This window comes from Pseudomonas sp. WS 5532, assembly GCF_012985445.1.
Classification (GTDB): Bacteria; Pseudomonadota; Gammaproteobacteria; order Pseudomonadales; family Pseudomonadaceae; genus Aquipseudomonas; species Aquipseudomonas edaphica.
Window position 1 is genome coordinate 46,938 of record NZ_JAAQWK010000011.1, and the last position, 15,955, is coordinate 62,892.

Consider the following 15,955-nt stretch of genomic DNA (forward strand, 5'->3'; position numbering starts at 1 on the left):
GGCCCAGGAGACGACAGGCCAGTCGGATTAAACGGGCATCCTAGCCCGCTTCAAATAACGCCATGGCCTCGACATGCGCTGTTTGCGGAAACATGTCGAGGATCCCGGCACGTTTTAGCCGGTAGCCTTGCTTGACCAACTCAACCGTGTCCCGCGCCAGCGTGGCCGGGTTGCAGGACACATACACCAAGCGCTTGGCCCCCAGGGTGGCGAGCTTGCGCACAACCTCCAGGGCACCGTCACGGGGTGGGTCCAAGAGTACCGCAGAAAAGCCCTGTTTGGCCCACTCCGCGTCGGTCAAAGGCTGGGACAGATCGGCCTGAAAAAACTGCACATTATGCAAATTGTTGCTGACGGCGTTCTGCGCCGCCCGCTCGACCATGGCTTGCACGCCCTCTACCGCCACCACTTCGCGCACCTGTTTGGCCAGTGGCAGGGCAAAGTTGCCCAGCCCGCAAAACAGGTCCAGCACCCGTTCTTCGGCCTTTGGCGCCAACCACTCCAGGGCCTGGGCGACCATCGCATCGTTGACTCCGGCGTTGACCTGGACAAAATCTCCCGGACGGTAAGCCAGTTCCAGATCCCACGCCGCCAGTCTAAAACCAAGCGCCTGACCCGGCTCTACCGGCTCCGGCTGGCCCTCGCCATGCAGCCACAATTGGGCGTCATGGAAGGTGCAAAATTCTTTCAATACCTGCAGGTCCGCTTCGGACAGCGGCGCCATGTGCCGCAGCAACACGGCAATCGACGAACCACTGAACAACTCCACATGCCCCAACGCCTGTGGTTTGCTCAGGCGGCGCAGCATGTTCGGCAAACGCTGCATGATCGATTGCAAGGCTTGTACCAGCACCGGGCAATCATCGACAGCGACGATATCCTGGCTGGCCACGGCGCGAAAACCCACCTCAAGCTGTTTGGCCTTGGCATCCCAGCGCACCGCCACACGGGCGCGGCGACGGTAGCCGAACTCCGGCCCGCTCAACGGTGCCGCCCACTCTTGCGGTTCGACACCGGCCACACGGGTCAGTTGCTCGGCGAGCATGCGCTGTTTCAGGGCAAGTTGTTCGTCATGGGGCAGGTGCTGCACGCTGCAACCGCCACAGCGGCCGAAGTGCGCGCACGGTGCCGGGCGACGCAGCTCGCTGGCCTTGAACACACGCTCGGTACGCGCCTCGACGATTTTGCCGTGGGCGCCCAACACCCGCGCTTCGACTTCTTCGCCGGCCAGCGCGCCATTGACGAACCAGGTGCGGCCTTCAAAGAACACAATGCCGCGGCCATCGTTAGCCAGGCGTTCGATGGTCAGGCGTTGCTTCTTGCCCACCGGAATCTGCGGGGCGCGGCTGCCGCCCGTCGGCTGAAAGCGCAGGCCTCTCTCGTGCTTGGCCATCAGTTGGGTTCGTCGAAGATGCCGGTCGACAGGTAGCGGTCGCCTCGGTCACAGATGATCGCGACGATCACCGCGTTTTCAACTTCTTTGGACAGACGCAACATACCGGCCACAGCGCCACCGGAGGACACGCCACAGAAGATGCCTTCTTCACGCGCCAGACGGCGGGTGGTGTCTTCGGCTTCACGTTGGGCCATGTCGATGATGCGGTCCACGCGCGTCGCGTTGTAGATCTTGGGCAGGTACTCTTCAGGCCAACGACGGATACCGGGAATGGCCGCGCCTTCCATCGGTTGCAGGCCGACGATCTGGATCGCCGGGTTCTGCTCCTTGAGGTAGCGCGAGTTACCCATGATGGTGCCGGTGGTGCCCATGGAACTGACGAAATGGGTGATGCTGCCTTGGGTCTGGCGCCAGATTTCCGGGCCGGTGCTGGTGTAGTGTGCCTCGGGGTTATCGCCGTTGGCGAACTGGTCGAGCACCACGCCACGGCCTTCGGCGGCCATGCGCTCAGCGAGGTCACGCGCGCCTTCCATGCCTTCTTCCTGGGTGACCAGGATGAGTTGGGCGCCATAGGCGGTCATCGCCGCCTTGCGCTCGGCACTGCCGTTGTCGGGCATGATCAAGACCATCTTGTAACCCTTGATCGCCGCGGCCATGGCCAGGGCGATGCCGGTGTTACCCGAGGTGGCTTCGATCAGGGTGTCGCCCGGCTTGATCTGCCCACGCAACTCGGCGCGGGTGATCATCGACAACGCCGGGCGGTCCTTGACGGAACCGGCCGGGTTGTTGCCTTCGAGCTTGAGCAGCAAGGTATTGCTGGTTTCACCCGCCATGCGTTGCAAGCGGACCAGGGGCGTGTTGCCGACGCAATCGGCGATTGTAGGGTACTGCAAGGTCATGGCGTATTCGCAATCCAGACTGCGGGGGCGAACATCATACCGGGAAAGGCCGGCGGGCCATATCACGCAAAGTGTGATGCTTATTCAATACAGATATAAGCGCAGTCAGTCGCTGCCGACAAATGCCGCCCATTCCTGCGCCGTCAACTGCAGAACGAGGTCATTCTTGGCTGAGAGCATTGCCACAGCAATCTCGCCCCCCTTGATAAAGTAAGCATTTTCGCTCAAATCCCCGACTTGGACTTGCTCTAAAGCCTGCTGATACCGCTCATCGTACGGGCTTCGCGCCGCCTCAAACATTAACGGGTATTTGAGCTCCAGAAACGTCACCCAATATTCTTTATCCTTGAGTAAATCCGGCCAATTGATTCGAGCCTCATCACGAATAATGGCCAGGCGATATTCATTCAACACCTGCGGATCAATTTCCACGACGGGTGTAGAAAAACGCATCGTGAGCGGCAGGGGTAGATTCAGATCCTGCGCCAAGGCGAGCCGACAACCCAGCAAGAACATACTGTGTTCAACGCCTGAATGGGCTGGAAAGTCTAAAGTGGCCCGCTGCTTGATGGACGCGATCCGATTAGATCCTCGGTAATAATTCAAAAAGTCTGCTGCCACGGCTTGACTGCCTGGTGCCAGCATCTGCAACGGCAACACTGCAAGTTCCAGATCATTCAGGCACAGCAGCCAGCCATCAGCCTGGGCCCGGATGTACTCCAAGGGCTGCTCAAACAAAACCCGTTCAATGTGTGTGTCATGGGTGGCGCAGTCAATCAATTGCCAGACTCTGCGGCTGATGTCCTCGCGCAATGCTCGATACTTGGCAGCTAAAAATGGCGGATAGGCGGCAAAAACCCCTAGCAGCACGCGAAAGTTCTGGGAATTACGATTCGCATCGATCAAAGACCAAAGCGCTCGACGTTGCGCTGTCTCGCCGGCGGGAATCGATATCAACCAGGGGTCAACGGAAGACAACACCGTGAGTGAAGCGTCCGACACGCCGAAATGAACATTCTGGTAACCCGGTCTTTGTTGGTATTGGCGGATTACCTCCAATGTGCTCGCAGCCAACTCGTTGCCCTGCAAATCCATTGCACGATGGACATTGAGGTTCAGGCCCAGATCCATTTCGGTCAGTACATGAAGCTGATTGTCGCGCAGATCGAAGGTACTCAGACGTCGCAGAGTCACCGCGCCCCGGGGCAACTGATGGATGTGTGTATTCTTGAGGTTGAGGACTTCCAACGCCTTCAGACGATACAGGTTCAGCCGGCTGCCTTGCCCCAGAGGGTTATAGGACAGGTCCAGCCAGGTCAGGCGTGTCAACTCTTTCAGACCCAGAACATCCTGCAAATTGGGCCGAATACGATTGTTCGACAAATTCAGTTGCTGCAAATACCGCAGCTCTGACAACCCTTGAGGCACATGATCCAACAGGTTGCCATCAACAGAGAGACTGCGCAGAAACCCAAAGCACCGGAGGAACTCTGTCGGCAGTGTTTGCAACTGATTGTTCCTCAAGCTCAGCAGATCGACGTGGGAAAAGCTCGCAGTCGTCACAGGCAGGTCATTCAGGGCAAGGTCGTCGAGGTAAAGCTCATAGGGCATACCACGTACGGACTCCTGTCGGCTCCAGCAACGTCGAATACGTTCAGAGGCTTGAAGGTGTGCGCTCAAGTTCACACTATCGCCCAGCAAGCACCATCGCTCCAGGCTGGCATTCAAGGCCTCCTGTTCAGAAAAAAGTTGATTGATGGCGGACTGTCGCTCCGCGAAGGATTCCCCCAGGTTGAGGACTCTCTCACTCGCCTCTGCATCGGTCTTGGTCGGAAACAACTTGCGCCACTGCGCCACCTGCGCAGCCGCTACGCCACCTGAACCGCCATCGCCGCTCAGCGGATAACCAATACGCCCATCACTGAGCCGTTGCGGCGGGTTAAACCAGGGGCGTGGCTCCATACCGAGCAGCTTTTCAATATTAAACCGGGAGTCGCCGAGCGCTGGCTGGGTTTCCAGTCGCCGCGCAATCTCCTGTGTCAGTTCTTCAACACCCGTCACATGGGTGTAGCCCAAGGCCTGGCGCTCCGCCGTCGGCAGTGCATTTAACAAAACCACCAGAAACTCACCGTAGCCGCCTATCGGTTGGCGCCCGCCGTTGATTTGCACCGTGTACGCCTGGTACTGACCGTCCTGCACCTCCAGCACACGCTTATGCGGCGAGTCAGTGGCGCCGATGCTGTCAATCAGACGCCCTCTTTCCCACACCTCGACCCGCAGGTTCTTTGGCCATCCATTGATGTCCGACAGTGTCCGCAGGATTAATTTCGCGCTGTCTTCATCACCGGTGATAGGCATATGTACCCCCTCCAAGGCGCGCGCCTTGCGCAGAGAATGCAACCACCAACGCACGAGTGGCGTAAGCGTCAACGGCACGCGACCGGCCTCCAGACTACTTCGCTCAGCAGGCGTGGACTGACTCACCAAGTCTTGGGCAATGACCGCAGTCAAACCGGGAAAATCGCGCTGCAGCACTTGCGCCAGAGGGTCGGACGACTGCGCGCTTTTATGACACAACGCCTTGAAAAAAAGCCGCTCCATCCTGGGTTTATTGGTCATAACCTTGGCCTCCAGCACGGACACCTGGTCCGCCCTGCTGACTCCGGCGCGCCCGACCAGTGCATCGGCATTGGCCGGCCCAATCTCTCCCAGCAGTTCATCAAGGAAATCGCGCCCCAACGCGGTGCCCTCAAGCGTCTCCATACCTTCCAGGTGCGTCTTGAGCCGCTGATGAATCGTGAAGCGCTCGACGGTCTCTCTCAGGATAGCGGGAGGCCGTTCATTACGTGCGTGCATCCGGCGCAGGATGTCCGGCGTCACTCCACTTATCTGCTGGATCTGCACAATGGCATCCGGCGTCAACGCACGAAACGATGGCCCCAGGCGATAAAACGGCTTCTGCCCGTCCCAGGTCAGCGGGTTCTCCCATTCGTGGCGCCAGGCGCCCGCGCCATTGTGGGTCAGCACGGGTGCATAGGCCTGCTCCAGCAATGGGTGTTGAATACGCCAGGGGACCAGCCCTTGCCCCTGGATGACTTTGAAATAATTTCCCTCGATAAACACGAAGCGATCGTTGCCCGGGCTGTAAAGGCCGAGCGCGTCAGGCTCGGGCACCATATTTGACGTCTCGACAACGCTGGCGTATTGCCCGATCTCACGGCGTGACGGATAAAACTTGCCATCGGCCGTACGGTTATTGAGCAAGGCCTGGGCGACTGTGTGCCGGAACTGAGAGGCAGCGCCCTGCTCGTCCCACCCCAACCGTAACAGGTCGGTTTCAGAGATTTGGCTCACGACCGTTTGATATAAATCATCGGTTTCGGTCGACCTTGGTTTGGGGGATTGAATGTCAAACAACGAAAACTGTCCGCGCCCGTGATCGATCACGACGATGGTTTTGTCCAGCGGTCCCCGCGAAACATAAGGTATCGCTTGCGCTTCAGGGCTGATGACGAGTACCTGGCCGGTCAGGTCGCGCAGTGCTTGGACGGCAAACTCCGTAGCCCAGTTCTGAATTTTCTGACTGAAGCGCCGAGGATGGAGTACGCCGTCAACCATGGTTTCTGCGCGTGCCACCTGACGGGCAGAGCGCAGCGCGGTGTAAAGCGCTTCGGGTTGCAGTTGCGATTGCAGGAGTTGTGCCTGCTGATGTTCCGACAACGGATTTCGGCGCAGCACTTCCAGCAACCGTGCCCGGCTCAATCCGGGGTGCAAGGTATATAACTGCTCAATCACGGGGTGCGGCGGGGTAGCGCTGGCAACGCTGTCAGGCAGTAATCGAAGCACTGATGCTGGTGCGCCCGTGGCCGCGGATCGACTGGTATCGGCATACACCGTGAGTGCCTCAAACAGATCAATGCGCAACGCGTCGGCTTTATCGGCAAGTTGCTCGACCAACGTCGACCTGCGCGATAAAAAAACGTCGGGTAGCAAATCGACAATAGCCTGGGGCAAATGAGCGCTGATCCGGCGTGGCGTTGAATAAGCGAACAGTCCGCTTTCCAACACGGTGACCGTGACCACTGCCGTGGTCTTGTGATCCGCACGTTTGCTATAGCGCCGTACTTCCACGCCTTGCGGGTTTTGAATGCTCAAGGATGTGCTTTTCGGCCAATCCTTATGCTGGGTGAGTAGCGGAGCGAGAATCTCAACGGCACCGACCGCCTCGGGAAGGTTAGCGTCGGCCCCCTTGGCAGCCCAGTCGATCAGCTTGTCGACGTTAAACCGATTCACCGCCTCAACCAGCGATGCCGAGGGCGGTGCTCCATCCCATACCTGGTCCAGGTCGGCTCGCGAGCTATTACTGAGGCTGACGATCCGCTCTAACGTTTGTGTGGGTACGTCGGTGGCGCCCATCATTTTTTCAACCAGTTGGCCGCCTGTCTGACTCTTGCGCTCAGTGGTCGTCATCAGTCTGCTTTGCTGGGCCAGCCGGCTATACAACGCTTGATGCCGGCGCCTGACCGTCGGGGCCAAACGTCGGTGCAAAAACCTGCTGCTGAGCAAGTCAGCGATATCTATCGCCAATTGCACCAAGTTTGCGCGGCTATCCTCTTGCAGCGCCTGGAAAAATGTCAGCCCTATTGAAGTGAACAGGGCGAACGCTCTCAACCGCCCAAGGCCTTTCAAAGGCCCTGGCACCGGGATCAACAGCAGGTTGATGATTTCACCGAACAGCGTCTGGGAAAACTCAAGCAAGGTGGCCATGGCGCCCGGCGTTTCATGCGCCAATACCTTGAGGTTGGCTCGGCAACGCTCGATGTAAAAACGATAGAGGCTGACTGTCGGCGCGTTGTAAACGCTATCGCGCTTGTAGCCGATGTGGTTGACCTGGGTAAGCCTGCTTGCACGCCCGCACAACCGGTGTAAGAACTGCGCAAATGCATTGAGCTCCTCCGGCCTGCTTTCTTTCGCCGGCCTGGCGTTCAAGCGCGCGTAGTCGGACAGCGACATGGACTGATACAACCACCCCATTTCCTTTCGCGCATAAAACGCCTTGAAGCCGACATAAAATTCGTTGGCAGCCTCCGAAAACTTGTCGTAGTGCTTGAGGGCACCGCCAGGCCGGTCGGGGAAATAGCTGAACGCGCCTTTGCATCCTTTGACCGAGAAAATCACATAAGGAATGCTCAGGTAGTCACCTCTTGGCAGGTCCGTGTATACGCCAAGCAGGCCATAGCGTTCGGTCCCATTGATATTGTTCGGGCCATAGGGAATGAACAGTTTCACTTCTTGAGTGACATCCCAAGGCGACTCGCCTGATAACGCACCCACCACAGCGTGGTATTTTTCCCGGTCAACCCGGCTTCGGTCGGTGGTCCTCAAGGCCTCTATCAACGCGAATTCAAGTTCTGCAGTTGCCAGCGCCAACACCTGCGCCCCCAATAGCGTAGAGCTCTGCAGCGCGCTGTCCAGGCGCGTGCGCAATTGGGTGCCAAGATTGAGTTCGCGCACCAGCTCGATGAAATCCGCCGCGCTGATTCCGACATTCGAATCCAGATAGCTGGCCTCCTTCAGGCTGACATGCCCCGGAAAGCCCCACCCCGACAAACCGCTGTAGTTCATGCAGGCGGCCTCCCACAGGGTGACGCTGGACAGGCCCTCGCTGTCCACGCGGTCATCTATCGCGCGTGGAACTCGCAGGGTTGGGTTGTTTGGCGTCGATGTATCAGCCGGTTTCACATAGCGGGTATGGATACGCGCAACCTTGGGATCAACCTCTTTGCCGGCCAGTGCTTTCAGCCTTGCAGTCAGGCTCGCCAACAAGGTGGTTTCAAGGTCCGCGCCGAGTTGCTTGATAGCCGCTTCGAATGTGGTTTGTGCGCTGACGTAGGCCTTTTGCAAACGTATGTAGTCTTGCTGCTCTTGCTCATCAAGGCCGCCGAAAAAGCGCTCAAGTGTCTTGCGCAAAGGTAACAAGACGCGTGTTATGGACCACTCTGCGCCAGTCATCAACGGCCCTTGGGCTTGTTGTTCCTGGATATACGCAGACAACGTATCCATGGGTCGAAGTGGGAGTGTCTCTTCAGGCTCTGTCATTTTTCCCTCAAAGGGTGTGATAAATGACGAGCCTAATCAGCGGCGCTTACGCCAGGCGGTAGCTATGTAGCCTCTACGTGATTACGCTGGTAGACCGCCTCGCCCATGGCGGCAATCTGGCCTTCGATCAACGCATCGAAAGGCTTGAGCAACGCGTCAAATGAAGCCGGGGCTTCGAGTACCTGCAACGCTTGCACGATTGCTTCCACCGTCGACAAAGCGCCCGGGCCGGGTGCCTTGCGTAACCGATAACGCGACACGCGCTCGCTCGCCAGGGCCACGCGCGGCAAAGCCGCCAACAACGGGTTGAGGTGCAGCAGCTTGCGCGCCTTGCGCCAAGTGCCATCGGGCACCACCAGCAACAGCGGTTGATCGCTCGGCGTATAGGTTTGCAACGGCTCAGCATCGTCCGCCGGGAACAGCAGGCGTGCCTGATAACCCGGCGGGCTCAACAGCATGGCCAGGTCATCAAACACCTCGCCCACCACCAACTGCGCATTGTTCAAGCCCAGTGCCGCCAAGCGCGCAGTATTGAGCGCGTGATTGACCTCACTCGGGTGCTGCAACAGCAAGATGCGGGTGCGGCTGTCGAGGCTGGGGATCAGCGCGCACAGACAGTGGGTAACGGGCCTGAGGCAGCGAGGGCATTGGGGTCTGGACATGGTTTATCAGGCCTGGTTGAGCTGCGCTTTGAGCAGATCGCGGAAAGTCTGGATCAGCGGTTCGCGACTGCGGCCACGGCGCATGATCATGGAAAACGGCGCCTGGTAGCCGAAGGTTGCCGGCAACAAAACGCGCAAGTCACCCTTGTCGGCCCAGGCCTGGGCGTAGTGCTCGGGCAGGTAGCCGATATAGGCGCCGGACAGCACCAGGATCAACTGGGCTTCCATACTTTCCACGGTGGCCGCGCTGTGTTTGAAACCATGCCGCGCCAGTTCGGCCTGGCTCCAATAGCCACGGCCGACCATGCGTTGCTGGGTGATCACTTGTTCGGGGATACGCCGCTCGTTGAACAGCGGGTGGCGCGTGCTGCAATACAGCCAGTGCTGTTCGCGATACAGCGGCATGTAGATCAGCCCGCTCATGCGGTTGGAGAACGCGCCGATGGCCAGGTCCAGGCGATTGTCCTGCACGCCCAGTTGCAGCTCGTAAGGGCTCATCACCGACAGATGCAGATGCACGGCCGGGTGTTCGAGGCTGTAGGCGCCGATCACTTCGGCGAACGGCAAGGCCTTGTCGCTGACGGTGGAGTCCAGCACGCCCAGCTTGAGGGTGCCGCGCAGCTCGCCTTTGAGGGCGGCGGCGTATTGCTCGAAGCCTTCGAGTTCACCTAAGAGACGCAAGGTTTCCTGATGGAACAGCTCGCCTTTGCTGGTCAGGCTGAATCCGCCCCGGCCGCGATGGCACAGCACCAGGCCCAAGGCCGATTCGAGTTGGCTCATGTAGGTGCTGATGGCCGACGTCGACAGGTTGAGTTCGTGCTGGGCATTGGCAAAACCCTGGTGGCGCACGACGCTGACGAAGATGCGCAGGAGTTTCAGGTCGGGCAAGGCGTTGGCCATTTGTTCTCCGCGGAACACAAAAATCCTGTGGGAGCTGGCTTGCCTGCGATCGCAACAGTGAATTCAACGCCGCCATCGCAGGCAAGCCAGCTCCCACATTTGGGCCGAGTTTAACTCAAGCATTAGTTTAGAAAAATCTGAACTAAGTATTTGCCTCTGCCGATTCTTCCCGCCACGGGCTTTTCGCAGAATCGGCCCCTAATAAACAAAACAACGATGAGGCACTCCCGTGGACAAGATTTTCCACCAACCACTGGGCGGCAACGAAATGCCGCGCTTCGCCGGCATCGCCACCATGATGCGACTTCCCCACCTGCAAACGGCCGAAGGCCTGGATGCTGCCTTTATCGGCGTGCCTCTGGATATCGGCACGTCGCTGCGCGCCGGCACCCGCTTCGGGCCGCGTGAAATCCGCGCTGAATCAGTGATGATCCGCCCTTACAACATGGCCACCGGCGCCGCACCGTTCGACTCGCTGTCGGTTGCGGACATTGGCGATGTGGCGATCAACACCTTCAACCTGCTCGACGCTGTGCGCATCATCGAAGAGGCCTACGACGAGATCCTCGAGCACGACGTAATCCCGATGACATTGGGCGGTGACCACACCATCACCCTGCCGATCCTGCGTGCTATCCACAAAAAGCACGGCAAGGTCGGGCTGGTGCACATCGATGCCCACGCTGACGTCAACGACCATATGTTCGGCGAGAAAATCGCCCACGGCACCACCTTCCGCCGCGCCGTGGAAGAAGGCCTGCTCGATTGCGATCGTGTTGTACAAATCGGCCTGCGTGCCCAGGGCTACACGGCCGAAGACTTCAACTGGAGCCGCAAACAGGGGTTTCGCGTGGTCCAGGCCGAAGAATGCTGGCACCACTCCCTCGCCCCCTTGATGGCCGAAGTGCGCGAAAAAGTCGGCGGCGGCCCGGTGTATCTGAGCTTTGATATCGACGGCATCGACCCCGCCTGGGCGCCCGGCACCGGCACACCGGAAATCGGCGGGCTGACCACTATTCAGGCGATCGAGATCATCCGTGGTTGCCAGGGCCTCGACCTGGTTGGTTGTGATCTGGTAGAAGTTTCGCCGCCTTACGACACCACCGGCAACACCTCGCTGCTCGGCGCCAACCTGCTGTACGAGATGCTCTGCGTACTGCCCGGCGTGGCGCACCGCTGATGAGCGCCCAAGAGGTGCTGAAAGCCGCCGCCGACCTGGTGGCGGCCTTCGCCGCTAATGACCGCGAGGCTTACTTTGGCGCGTTCACGGCTGATGCCAGCTTCGTGTTTTACACCCTGCCCCAGCCTCTGCTCAGTCGCGATGCCTACCAGGCGTTGTGGGACAGCTGGCGCGCGGACGAGGGGTTTGAAGTGCTGTCCTGCAGCTCAAGCAATGCCGTTGTCAGCCTGCAGGGTGACGCGGCGATTTTTATTCATGACGTGGCCACCGAGCTGCGCATGAACGGGGAGCAATTTTTTAGCCAGGAGCGCGAGACCATTGTCTTCAAACGGCAAGCGTCTCACCTAAAACAACAAGGCCTGTGGCTGGCCTGTCACGAACATTTGTCCGCTATGCCGGAAGGGCTGCCGCCCCCTTAGCCAATGTGATCGGAGCTGATCATGAATAATAAAAACAACGAAAACAGTATTCGCAGAATAGAAACCAACGGGGTCGAACAGATCCCGGACCACGAACGTACCGCCAGACCCAAGGATCTGTTTCGCCTGATCTTCGGCGGTGCCAACACCTTTGCCACCGCCGTGCTGGGCTCGTTTCCGGTGCTGTTCGGTTTGTCGTTCCAGGCTGGGGTCTGGGCAATTGTGCTGGGCGTGTTGGTGGGCGCGCTGATCCTGGCGCCCATGGGCCTGTTCGGGCCGATCAATGGCACCAACAACGCCGTGTCTTCCGGTGCGCACTTTGGTGTGCATGGGCGGATTGTCGGCTCGTTTCTGTCGCTGCTGACGGCGATTGCCTTCTTCTCACTGTCGGTGTGGAGTTCGGGTGATGCGCTGGTCGGTGGTGCGAAACGCCTGATTGGCCTGCCGGAAACCGACCTGACGCTGGGCTTGGCCTACGGCCTGTTTGCCTTGCTGGTGCTGACCGTGTGCATCTACGGCTTTCGCTTCATGCTGTGGGTCAACCGCATTGCGGTGTGGGCGGCGAGCCTGCTGTTTCTGCTGGGCATCTTCGCGTTCGCACCAGCGTTCGACAGCCACTTCGCCGGCACCGTCGCCATGGGCCAGGCTGGTTTCTGGGCTGCCTTCATCGGCTCGGCGCTGGTGGCCATGAGCAACCCGATTTCCTTCGGCGCGTTCCTGGGTGACTGGTCGCGCTACATCCCGCGTGAGACGCCGAAAATGCGCATCATGCTGGCGGTCGTGCTGGCGCAGATCGCCACCTTGATTCCGTTCCTGTTCGGCCTCGCCACCGCGACCATCGTGGCGATCAAGGCGCCGGACTATATCGCGGCCAACAACTATGTCGGCGGTTTGCTGGCCGTATCACCGAGCTGGTTCTTCCTGCCGGTGTGCCTGATCGCGGTGATCGGCGGCATGTCCACCGGCACCACCTCGCTGTATGGCACCGGGCTGGACATGTCCAGCGTGTTCCCGCGCTTGCTGTCGCGGGTCAAGGCCACGTTGCTGATCGGGGTGATGTCGATTGCCTTCATCTTTATCGGACGTTTCGCCGCCAACCTGGTGCAGAGCGTGTCGACCTTCGCCGTGCTGATCATCACCTGCACCACGCCGTGGATGGTGATGATGATCATCGGCCTGATCGTGCGCCGCGGTTTCTACTGCCCGGATGACTTGCAGGTGTTCACTCGCGGTGAGACCGGCGGGCGCTACTGGTTCAGCCACGGCTGGAACTGGCGCGGCCTGGGCGCCTGGGTCCCGAGCGCACTGGTGGGCCTGTGCTTCGTCAACCTGCCGGGGCAGTTTGTCGGGCCGCTGGGCAACCTGGCCGATGGCATCGATATCAGCCTGCCAGTGACGCTGGGGCTGGCGTCGGTGGTGTACCTGACCTTGCTTCGTGCGTTCCCGGAGCCGGCCGAAGTCTATGGCCCGGCCGTTGTGGCGAGGGAGCTTGCTCCCGATGGGGTGCGGAGCGGCCCTAAAAAAGCCGGCTCCAGCTTCGCTGTCGAACGGGAGCAAGCTCCCTCGCCACAGCAAGTGCCCTTCCTGCAGAAAACCTCTCAATAGCCTAAAAAAATAAACGGAGAACCGCCGTCATGGCTTTGGATTTATTCGTCGTACTCATCTACGCCGCCGGCATGCTCGTGCTCGGCTATTACGGCATGCGCCGTGCCAAGACCCACGAAGACTACCTGGTGGCCGGTCGTAACCTGGGCCCGTCGCTGTACATGGGCACCATGGCCGCCACCGTATTGGGCGGTGCATCCACCGTCGGCACCGTGCGCCTGGGTTATGTGCATGGCATTTCCGGCTTCTGGCTGTGCGCCGCACTGGGCGCGGGGATCATCGCGCTGAACCTGTTCCTGGCCAAGCCGCTGCTCAAGTTGAAGATCTTCACCGTCACCCAGGTGCTGGAAAAACGTTACAACCCGATGGCCCGCCAAGCGAGTGCGGTGATCATGCTGGCCTACGCGCTGATGATCGGCGTGACCTCGATCCTGGCCATCGGCACCGTGCTGCAAGTGCTGTTCGGCCTGCCGTTCTGGGTGTCGGTGCTGCTCGGCGGTGGCGTGGTGGTGGTGTATTCGACCATCGGCGGCATGTGGTCACTGACCCTTACCGATATCGTGCAGTTCGTGATCAAGACCGTCGGCCTGATGTTTATTCTGCTGCCGATCTGCCTGTACCGCGTCGGCGGCTGGGATCAACTGGTGGCCAAGCTGCCGGCGTCGAATTTCAGCTTCACCGAAATCGGCTGGGACACGATCATCACCTACTTCATGATCTACTTCTTCGGCATCCTGATCGGCCAGGACATCTGGCAACGCGTGTTCACCGCCCGTGACGAAAAAGTCGCCCAGTACGCAGGCACGTTCGCCGGTTTCTACTGCATCCTCTACGGCCTGGCCTGTGCCCTGATCGGCATGGCCGCGCATGTGCTGCTGCCGAACCTGGACAACGTCAACAACGCCTTCGCCGCCATCGTCAAAGCCTCGCTGCCAGACGGCATCCGTGGCCTGGTGATCGCCGCCGCACTGGCCGCGATGATGTCCACCGCCAGCGCCGGCCTGCTCGCCGCTTCCACCGTACTGACCGAAGACCTGCTGCCACGCCTGCGTGGCGGCAAGCAGTCGAGCCTGAGCATCAACCGTCTGTTTACGATGCTGACCGGTATCGCCGTGCTGGGTATCGCGCTGGTGGTCAACGACGTGATCAGCGCCCTGACCCTGGCCTACAACCTGCTGGTGGGCGGCATGCTGATCCCGCTGATGGGCGCAATTTTCTGGAAGCGCGCCACCACCTCCGGCGCCATTGCATCCATGACATTGGGCTTTGTGACGGCGCTGGTGTTTATGTTCAAAGACGGCTTGGACGCGAATACGCCGATCTACTACAGCCTGGCGGTTGGGCTGGTGAGTTTTGTATTGGTGAGCTTGTTGTCACGTCGGCCAGAGGCTTCGGTGGCCAGGGCCATTTGACAGGTAACAGGATTTAAAGCGGTTTCTTCAGCGGGCGCGACGTCGGATGTCGCGCCCGTTTTTTTGCCTTGCACAAAACGACTGTGGGAGCGGGCTTGCCCGCGATAACTGTGTGTCAGTCAACTTTAAATCGACTGATACACCGCTATCGCGGGCAAGCCCGCTCCCACATTCTAAAACCTGTTGCTAACTGAGCTTAGCGGCGACGCGGACGACGCTGCTCGTCATCCGTGCGAATCGGTATCGGCTGCAGTGGCGGTTCAATCAGGCCCAGCGCAACGCCGAGGTCGTGGAGCCAGTTTTGAATTTTCTCTTTCATGGTTGCCCCCTTTGAGGGTAATGCGGCTAGGCGGGAGTTCTGTCGCCTTTTCCTACAGTGATAGTAGCTCTAAGTCTTACGTAATGCTTGAACGAAACCACAACGAACTATTACAGGATTGATCTGAATCCTGACGGATCGTTCAAGCAATCGCGCGCGCGTCTTGCAGGAAATCGGCCTTGCCCTCTTGTTGCAGATCGATCCATGCATTGAGGTTAGCGCCGAGCATGCCCTTGCGCCACATTAACCAGGTAGTAGCAGTGGCAAAAGGCCCGGTCAACGGATGAACGGACACGCTGTCCTTGCCTGGCAGGCTGTCGAGCATCGATTCTGACATCAATGCCACGCCGGAACCGGCGATCACGCAGGCGAGCATGCCTTGGTAAGACTCGATCTCGATGGCACGCCCCATGGCCACACGCTCGTGGGAAAACCAGGTTTCCAGGCGCGCACGGTAGGCGCAACTGCGTCGGAAGGTGAACACCGAGCGGCCGGCGACGTCCTGGGGGCCACGCACGGGCGGGTGATCCGCCTCGCAAATGATCACCAGGCGCTCTTCGCACAGCGGCACGCCGTCCAGCGTCGCGATCGTTATCGGGCCATCCACAAAGGCCGCGTCCAGACGCCCGGTGATCAAGCCCTCTAGCAACTCGCCGCTGGGCGCCGATTGCACCTGGAGGTTCACCATCGGATACGCCTTGTGATAGCGCGCCAACAGTTTGGGCAAATGCACTGCGGCCGTGCTGTACATGCTGCCCAATACAAAATCGCCCGCCGGCTGCCCTCCTTGCACCGCGCCGTGGGCTTCATCATGCAGCGCCAGCAGTCGGGTGCTGTAGTCCAGCAACACTTTGCCTGCGGGAGAAAGCTGCAAGCGCTGGCGTTCGCGCACGAACAACTCGACGCCCAGTTGCTCCTCCATTTGCTTGAGCCGTGTCGACAGATTCGAGGGCACGCGATGCAGGCGCTCAGCCGCGCGGGTGATGGAGCCCTCTTCCGCCACGGCCTGGAAGATGCGCAATTGACTGAACTCCATACCTTTCTCCAAAACTGAACAAGTTACT

At 59.6% G+C, this 15,955-nt stretch carries 11 protein-coding genes; 4 read left to right on the forward strand and 7 right to left on the reverse strand.

What is annotated here, in order from left to right:
• Positions 1-40: 40 nt before the first annotated feature.
• The 5 genes from rlmD to HBO23_RS19215 form a co-directional block, all read right to left on the reverse strand.
• Positions 41-1,393, reverse strand: coding sequence for a 23S rRNA (uracil(1939)-C(5))-methyltransferase RlmD (rlmD, locus tag HBO23_RS19195; RefSeq protein ID WP_170039174.1), 1,353 nt, complete (start codon positions 1,391-1,393; stop codon positions 41-43).
• Entirely contained in the window at positions 1,393-2,295 is a 903-nt protein-coding gene (gene cysM, locus HBO23_RS19200; protein WP_017134870.1) for a cysteine synthase CysM, read from the reverse strand. The genes rlmD and cysM overlap by 1 nt, the downstream gene beginning before the upstream one ends.
• Before the next feature lie 105 nt (positions 2,296-2,400).
• Positions 2,401-8,394: an NEL-type E3 ubiquitin ligase domain-containing protein gene (locus HBO23_RS19205; protein ID WP_170039176.1), complete on the reverse strand. Its 5,994-nt coding sequence runs from the start codon at positions 8,392-8,394 to the stop codon at positions 2,401-2,403.
• A gap of 62 nt (positions 8,395-8,456) precedes the next feature.
• Positions 8,457-9,056 carry a DTW domain-containing protein gene (locus HBO23_RS19210; protein ID WP_170039178.1) on the reverse strand — a complete coding sequence of 200 codons (600 nt, stop codon included), beginning with the start codon at positions 9,054-9,056 and terminating at the stop codon, positions 8,457-8,459.
• A gap of 6 nt (positions 9,057-9,062) precedes the next feature.
• Positions 9,063-9,956: a LysR family transcriptional regulator gene (locus HBO23_RS19215; protein WP_017134867.1), complete on the reverse strand. Its 894-nt coding sequence runs from the start codon at positions 9,954-9,956 to the stop codon at positions 9,063-9,065.
• A 229-nt stretch (positions 9,957-10,185) separates the two neighbouring features.
• On the opposite strand from HBO23_RS19215, the gene speB reads away from it, so the two are divergent.
• The 4 genes from speB to HBO23_RS19235 are packed head-to-tail and all read left to right on the forward strand — an operon-like array spanning position 10,186 to position 14,572.
• Complete coding sequence (gene speB / locus HBO23_RS19220; RefSeq protein WP_170039180.1) at positions 10,186-11,136, forward strand: agmatinase; 951 nt, start codon at positions 10,186-10,188, stop codon at positions 11,134-11,136.
• Positions 11,136-11,555 (forward strand): nuclear transport factor 2 family protein, encoded by a 420-nt coding sequence (locus HBO23_RS19225; RefSeq protein WP_170039182.1) that lies wholly within the window; start codon positions 11,136-11,138, stop codon positions 11,553-11,555. The genes speB and HBO23_RS19225 overlap by 1 nt, the downstream gene beginning before the upstream one ends.
• Positions 11,556-11,576: 21 nt before the next feature.
• Positions 11,577-13,160, forward strand: a complete 1,584-nt coding sequence (locus tag HBO23_RS19230) for a cytosine permease (protein WP_170039184.1) — start codon at positions 11,577-11,579, stop codon at positions 13,158-13,160.
• A 29-nt stretch (positions 13,161-13,189) separates the two neighbouring features.
• The gene (locus HBO23_RS19235) at positions 13,190-14,572 is read left to right on the forward strand and encodes a sodium:solute symporter (protein ID WP_017134863.1); all 1,383 of its coding nucleotides are present in this window, start codon (positions 13,190-13,192) and stop codon (positions 14,570-14,572) included.
• A gap of 196 nt (positions 14,573-14,768) precedes the next feature.
• On the opposite strand, the gene HBO23_RS33940 is transcribed toward HBO23_RS19235, so the two are convergent.
• A complete protein-coding gene (locus HBO23_RS33940; RefSeq protein WP_017134862.1) occupies positions 14,769-14,891 on the reverse strand; it encodes a PA1414 family protein in 123 nt (40 codons plus the stop codon).
• 142 nt (positions 14,892-15,033) lie between these two features.
• Positions 15,034-15,927 (reverse strand): LysR family transcriptional regulator, encoded by an 894-nt coding sequence (locus tag HBO23_RS19240; protein ID WP_017134861.1) that lies wholly within the window; start codon positions 15,925-15,927, stop codon positions 15,034-15,036.
• Between the last annotated feature and the right edge of the window lie 28 nt (positions 15,928-15,955).

What these genes read in the sequence shown, in the direction of transcription:
- rlmD (WP_170039174.1), bottom strand. Translation starts at nt 1,393, where the DNA reads ATGGCCAAGCACGAGAGAGGCCTGCGCTTTCAGCCGACGGGCGGCAGC.
- cysM (WP_017134870.1), bottom strand. Translation starts at nt 2,295, where the DNA reads ATGACCTTGCAGTACCCTACAATCGCCGATTGCGTCGGCAACACGCCC.
- HBO23_RS19205 (WP_170039176.1), bottom strand. Translation starts at nt 8,394, where the DNA reads ATGACAGAGCCTGAAGAGACACTCCCACTTCGACCCATGGATACGTTG.
- HBO23_RS19210 (WP_170039178.1), bottom strand. Translation starts at nt 9,056, where the DNA reads ATGTCCAGACCCCAATGCCCTCGCTGCCTCAGGCCCGTTACCCACTGT.
- HBO23_RS19215 (WP_017134867.1), bottom strand. Translation starts at nt 9,956, where the DNA reads ATGGCCAACGCCTTGCCCGACCTGAAACTCCTGCGCATCTTCGTCAGC.
- HBO23_RS19225 (WP_170039182.1), top strand. Translation starts at nt 11,136, where the DNA reads ATGAGCGCCCAAGAGGTGCTGAAAGCCGCCGCCGACCTGGTGGCGGCC.
- HBO23_RS19230 (WP_170039184.1), top strand. Translation starts at nt 11,577, where the DNA reads ATGAATAATAAAAACAACGAAAACAGTATTCGCAGAATAGAAACCAAC.
- HBO23_RS19235 (WP_017134863.1), top strand. Translation starts at nt 13,190, where the DNA reads ATGGCTTTGGATTTATTCGTCGTACTCATCTACGCCGCCGGCATGCTC.
- HBO23_RS33940 (WP_017134862.1), bottom strand. Translation starts at nt 14,891, where the DNA reads ATGAAAGAGAAAATTCAAAACTGGCTCCACGACCTCGGCGTTGCGCTG.
- HBO23_RS19240 (WP_017134861.1), bottom strand. Translation starts at nt 15,927, where the DNA reads ATGGAGTTCAGTCAATTGCGCATCTTCCAGGCCGTGGCGGAAGAGGGC.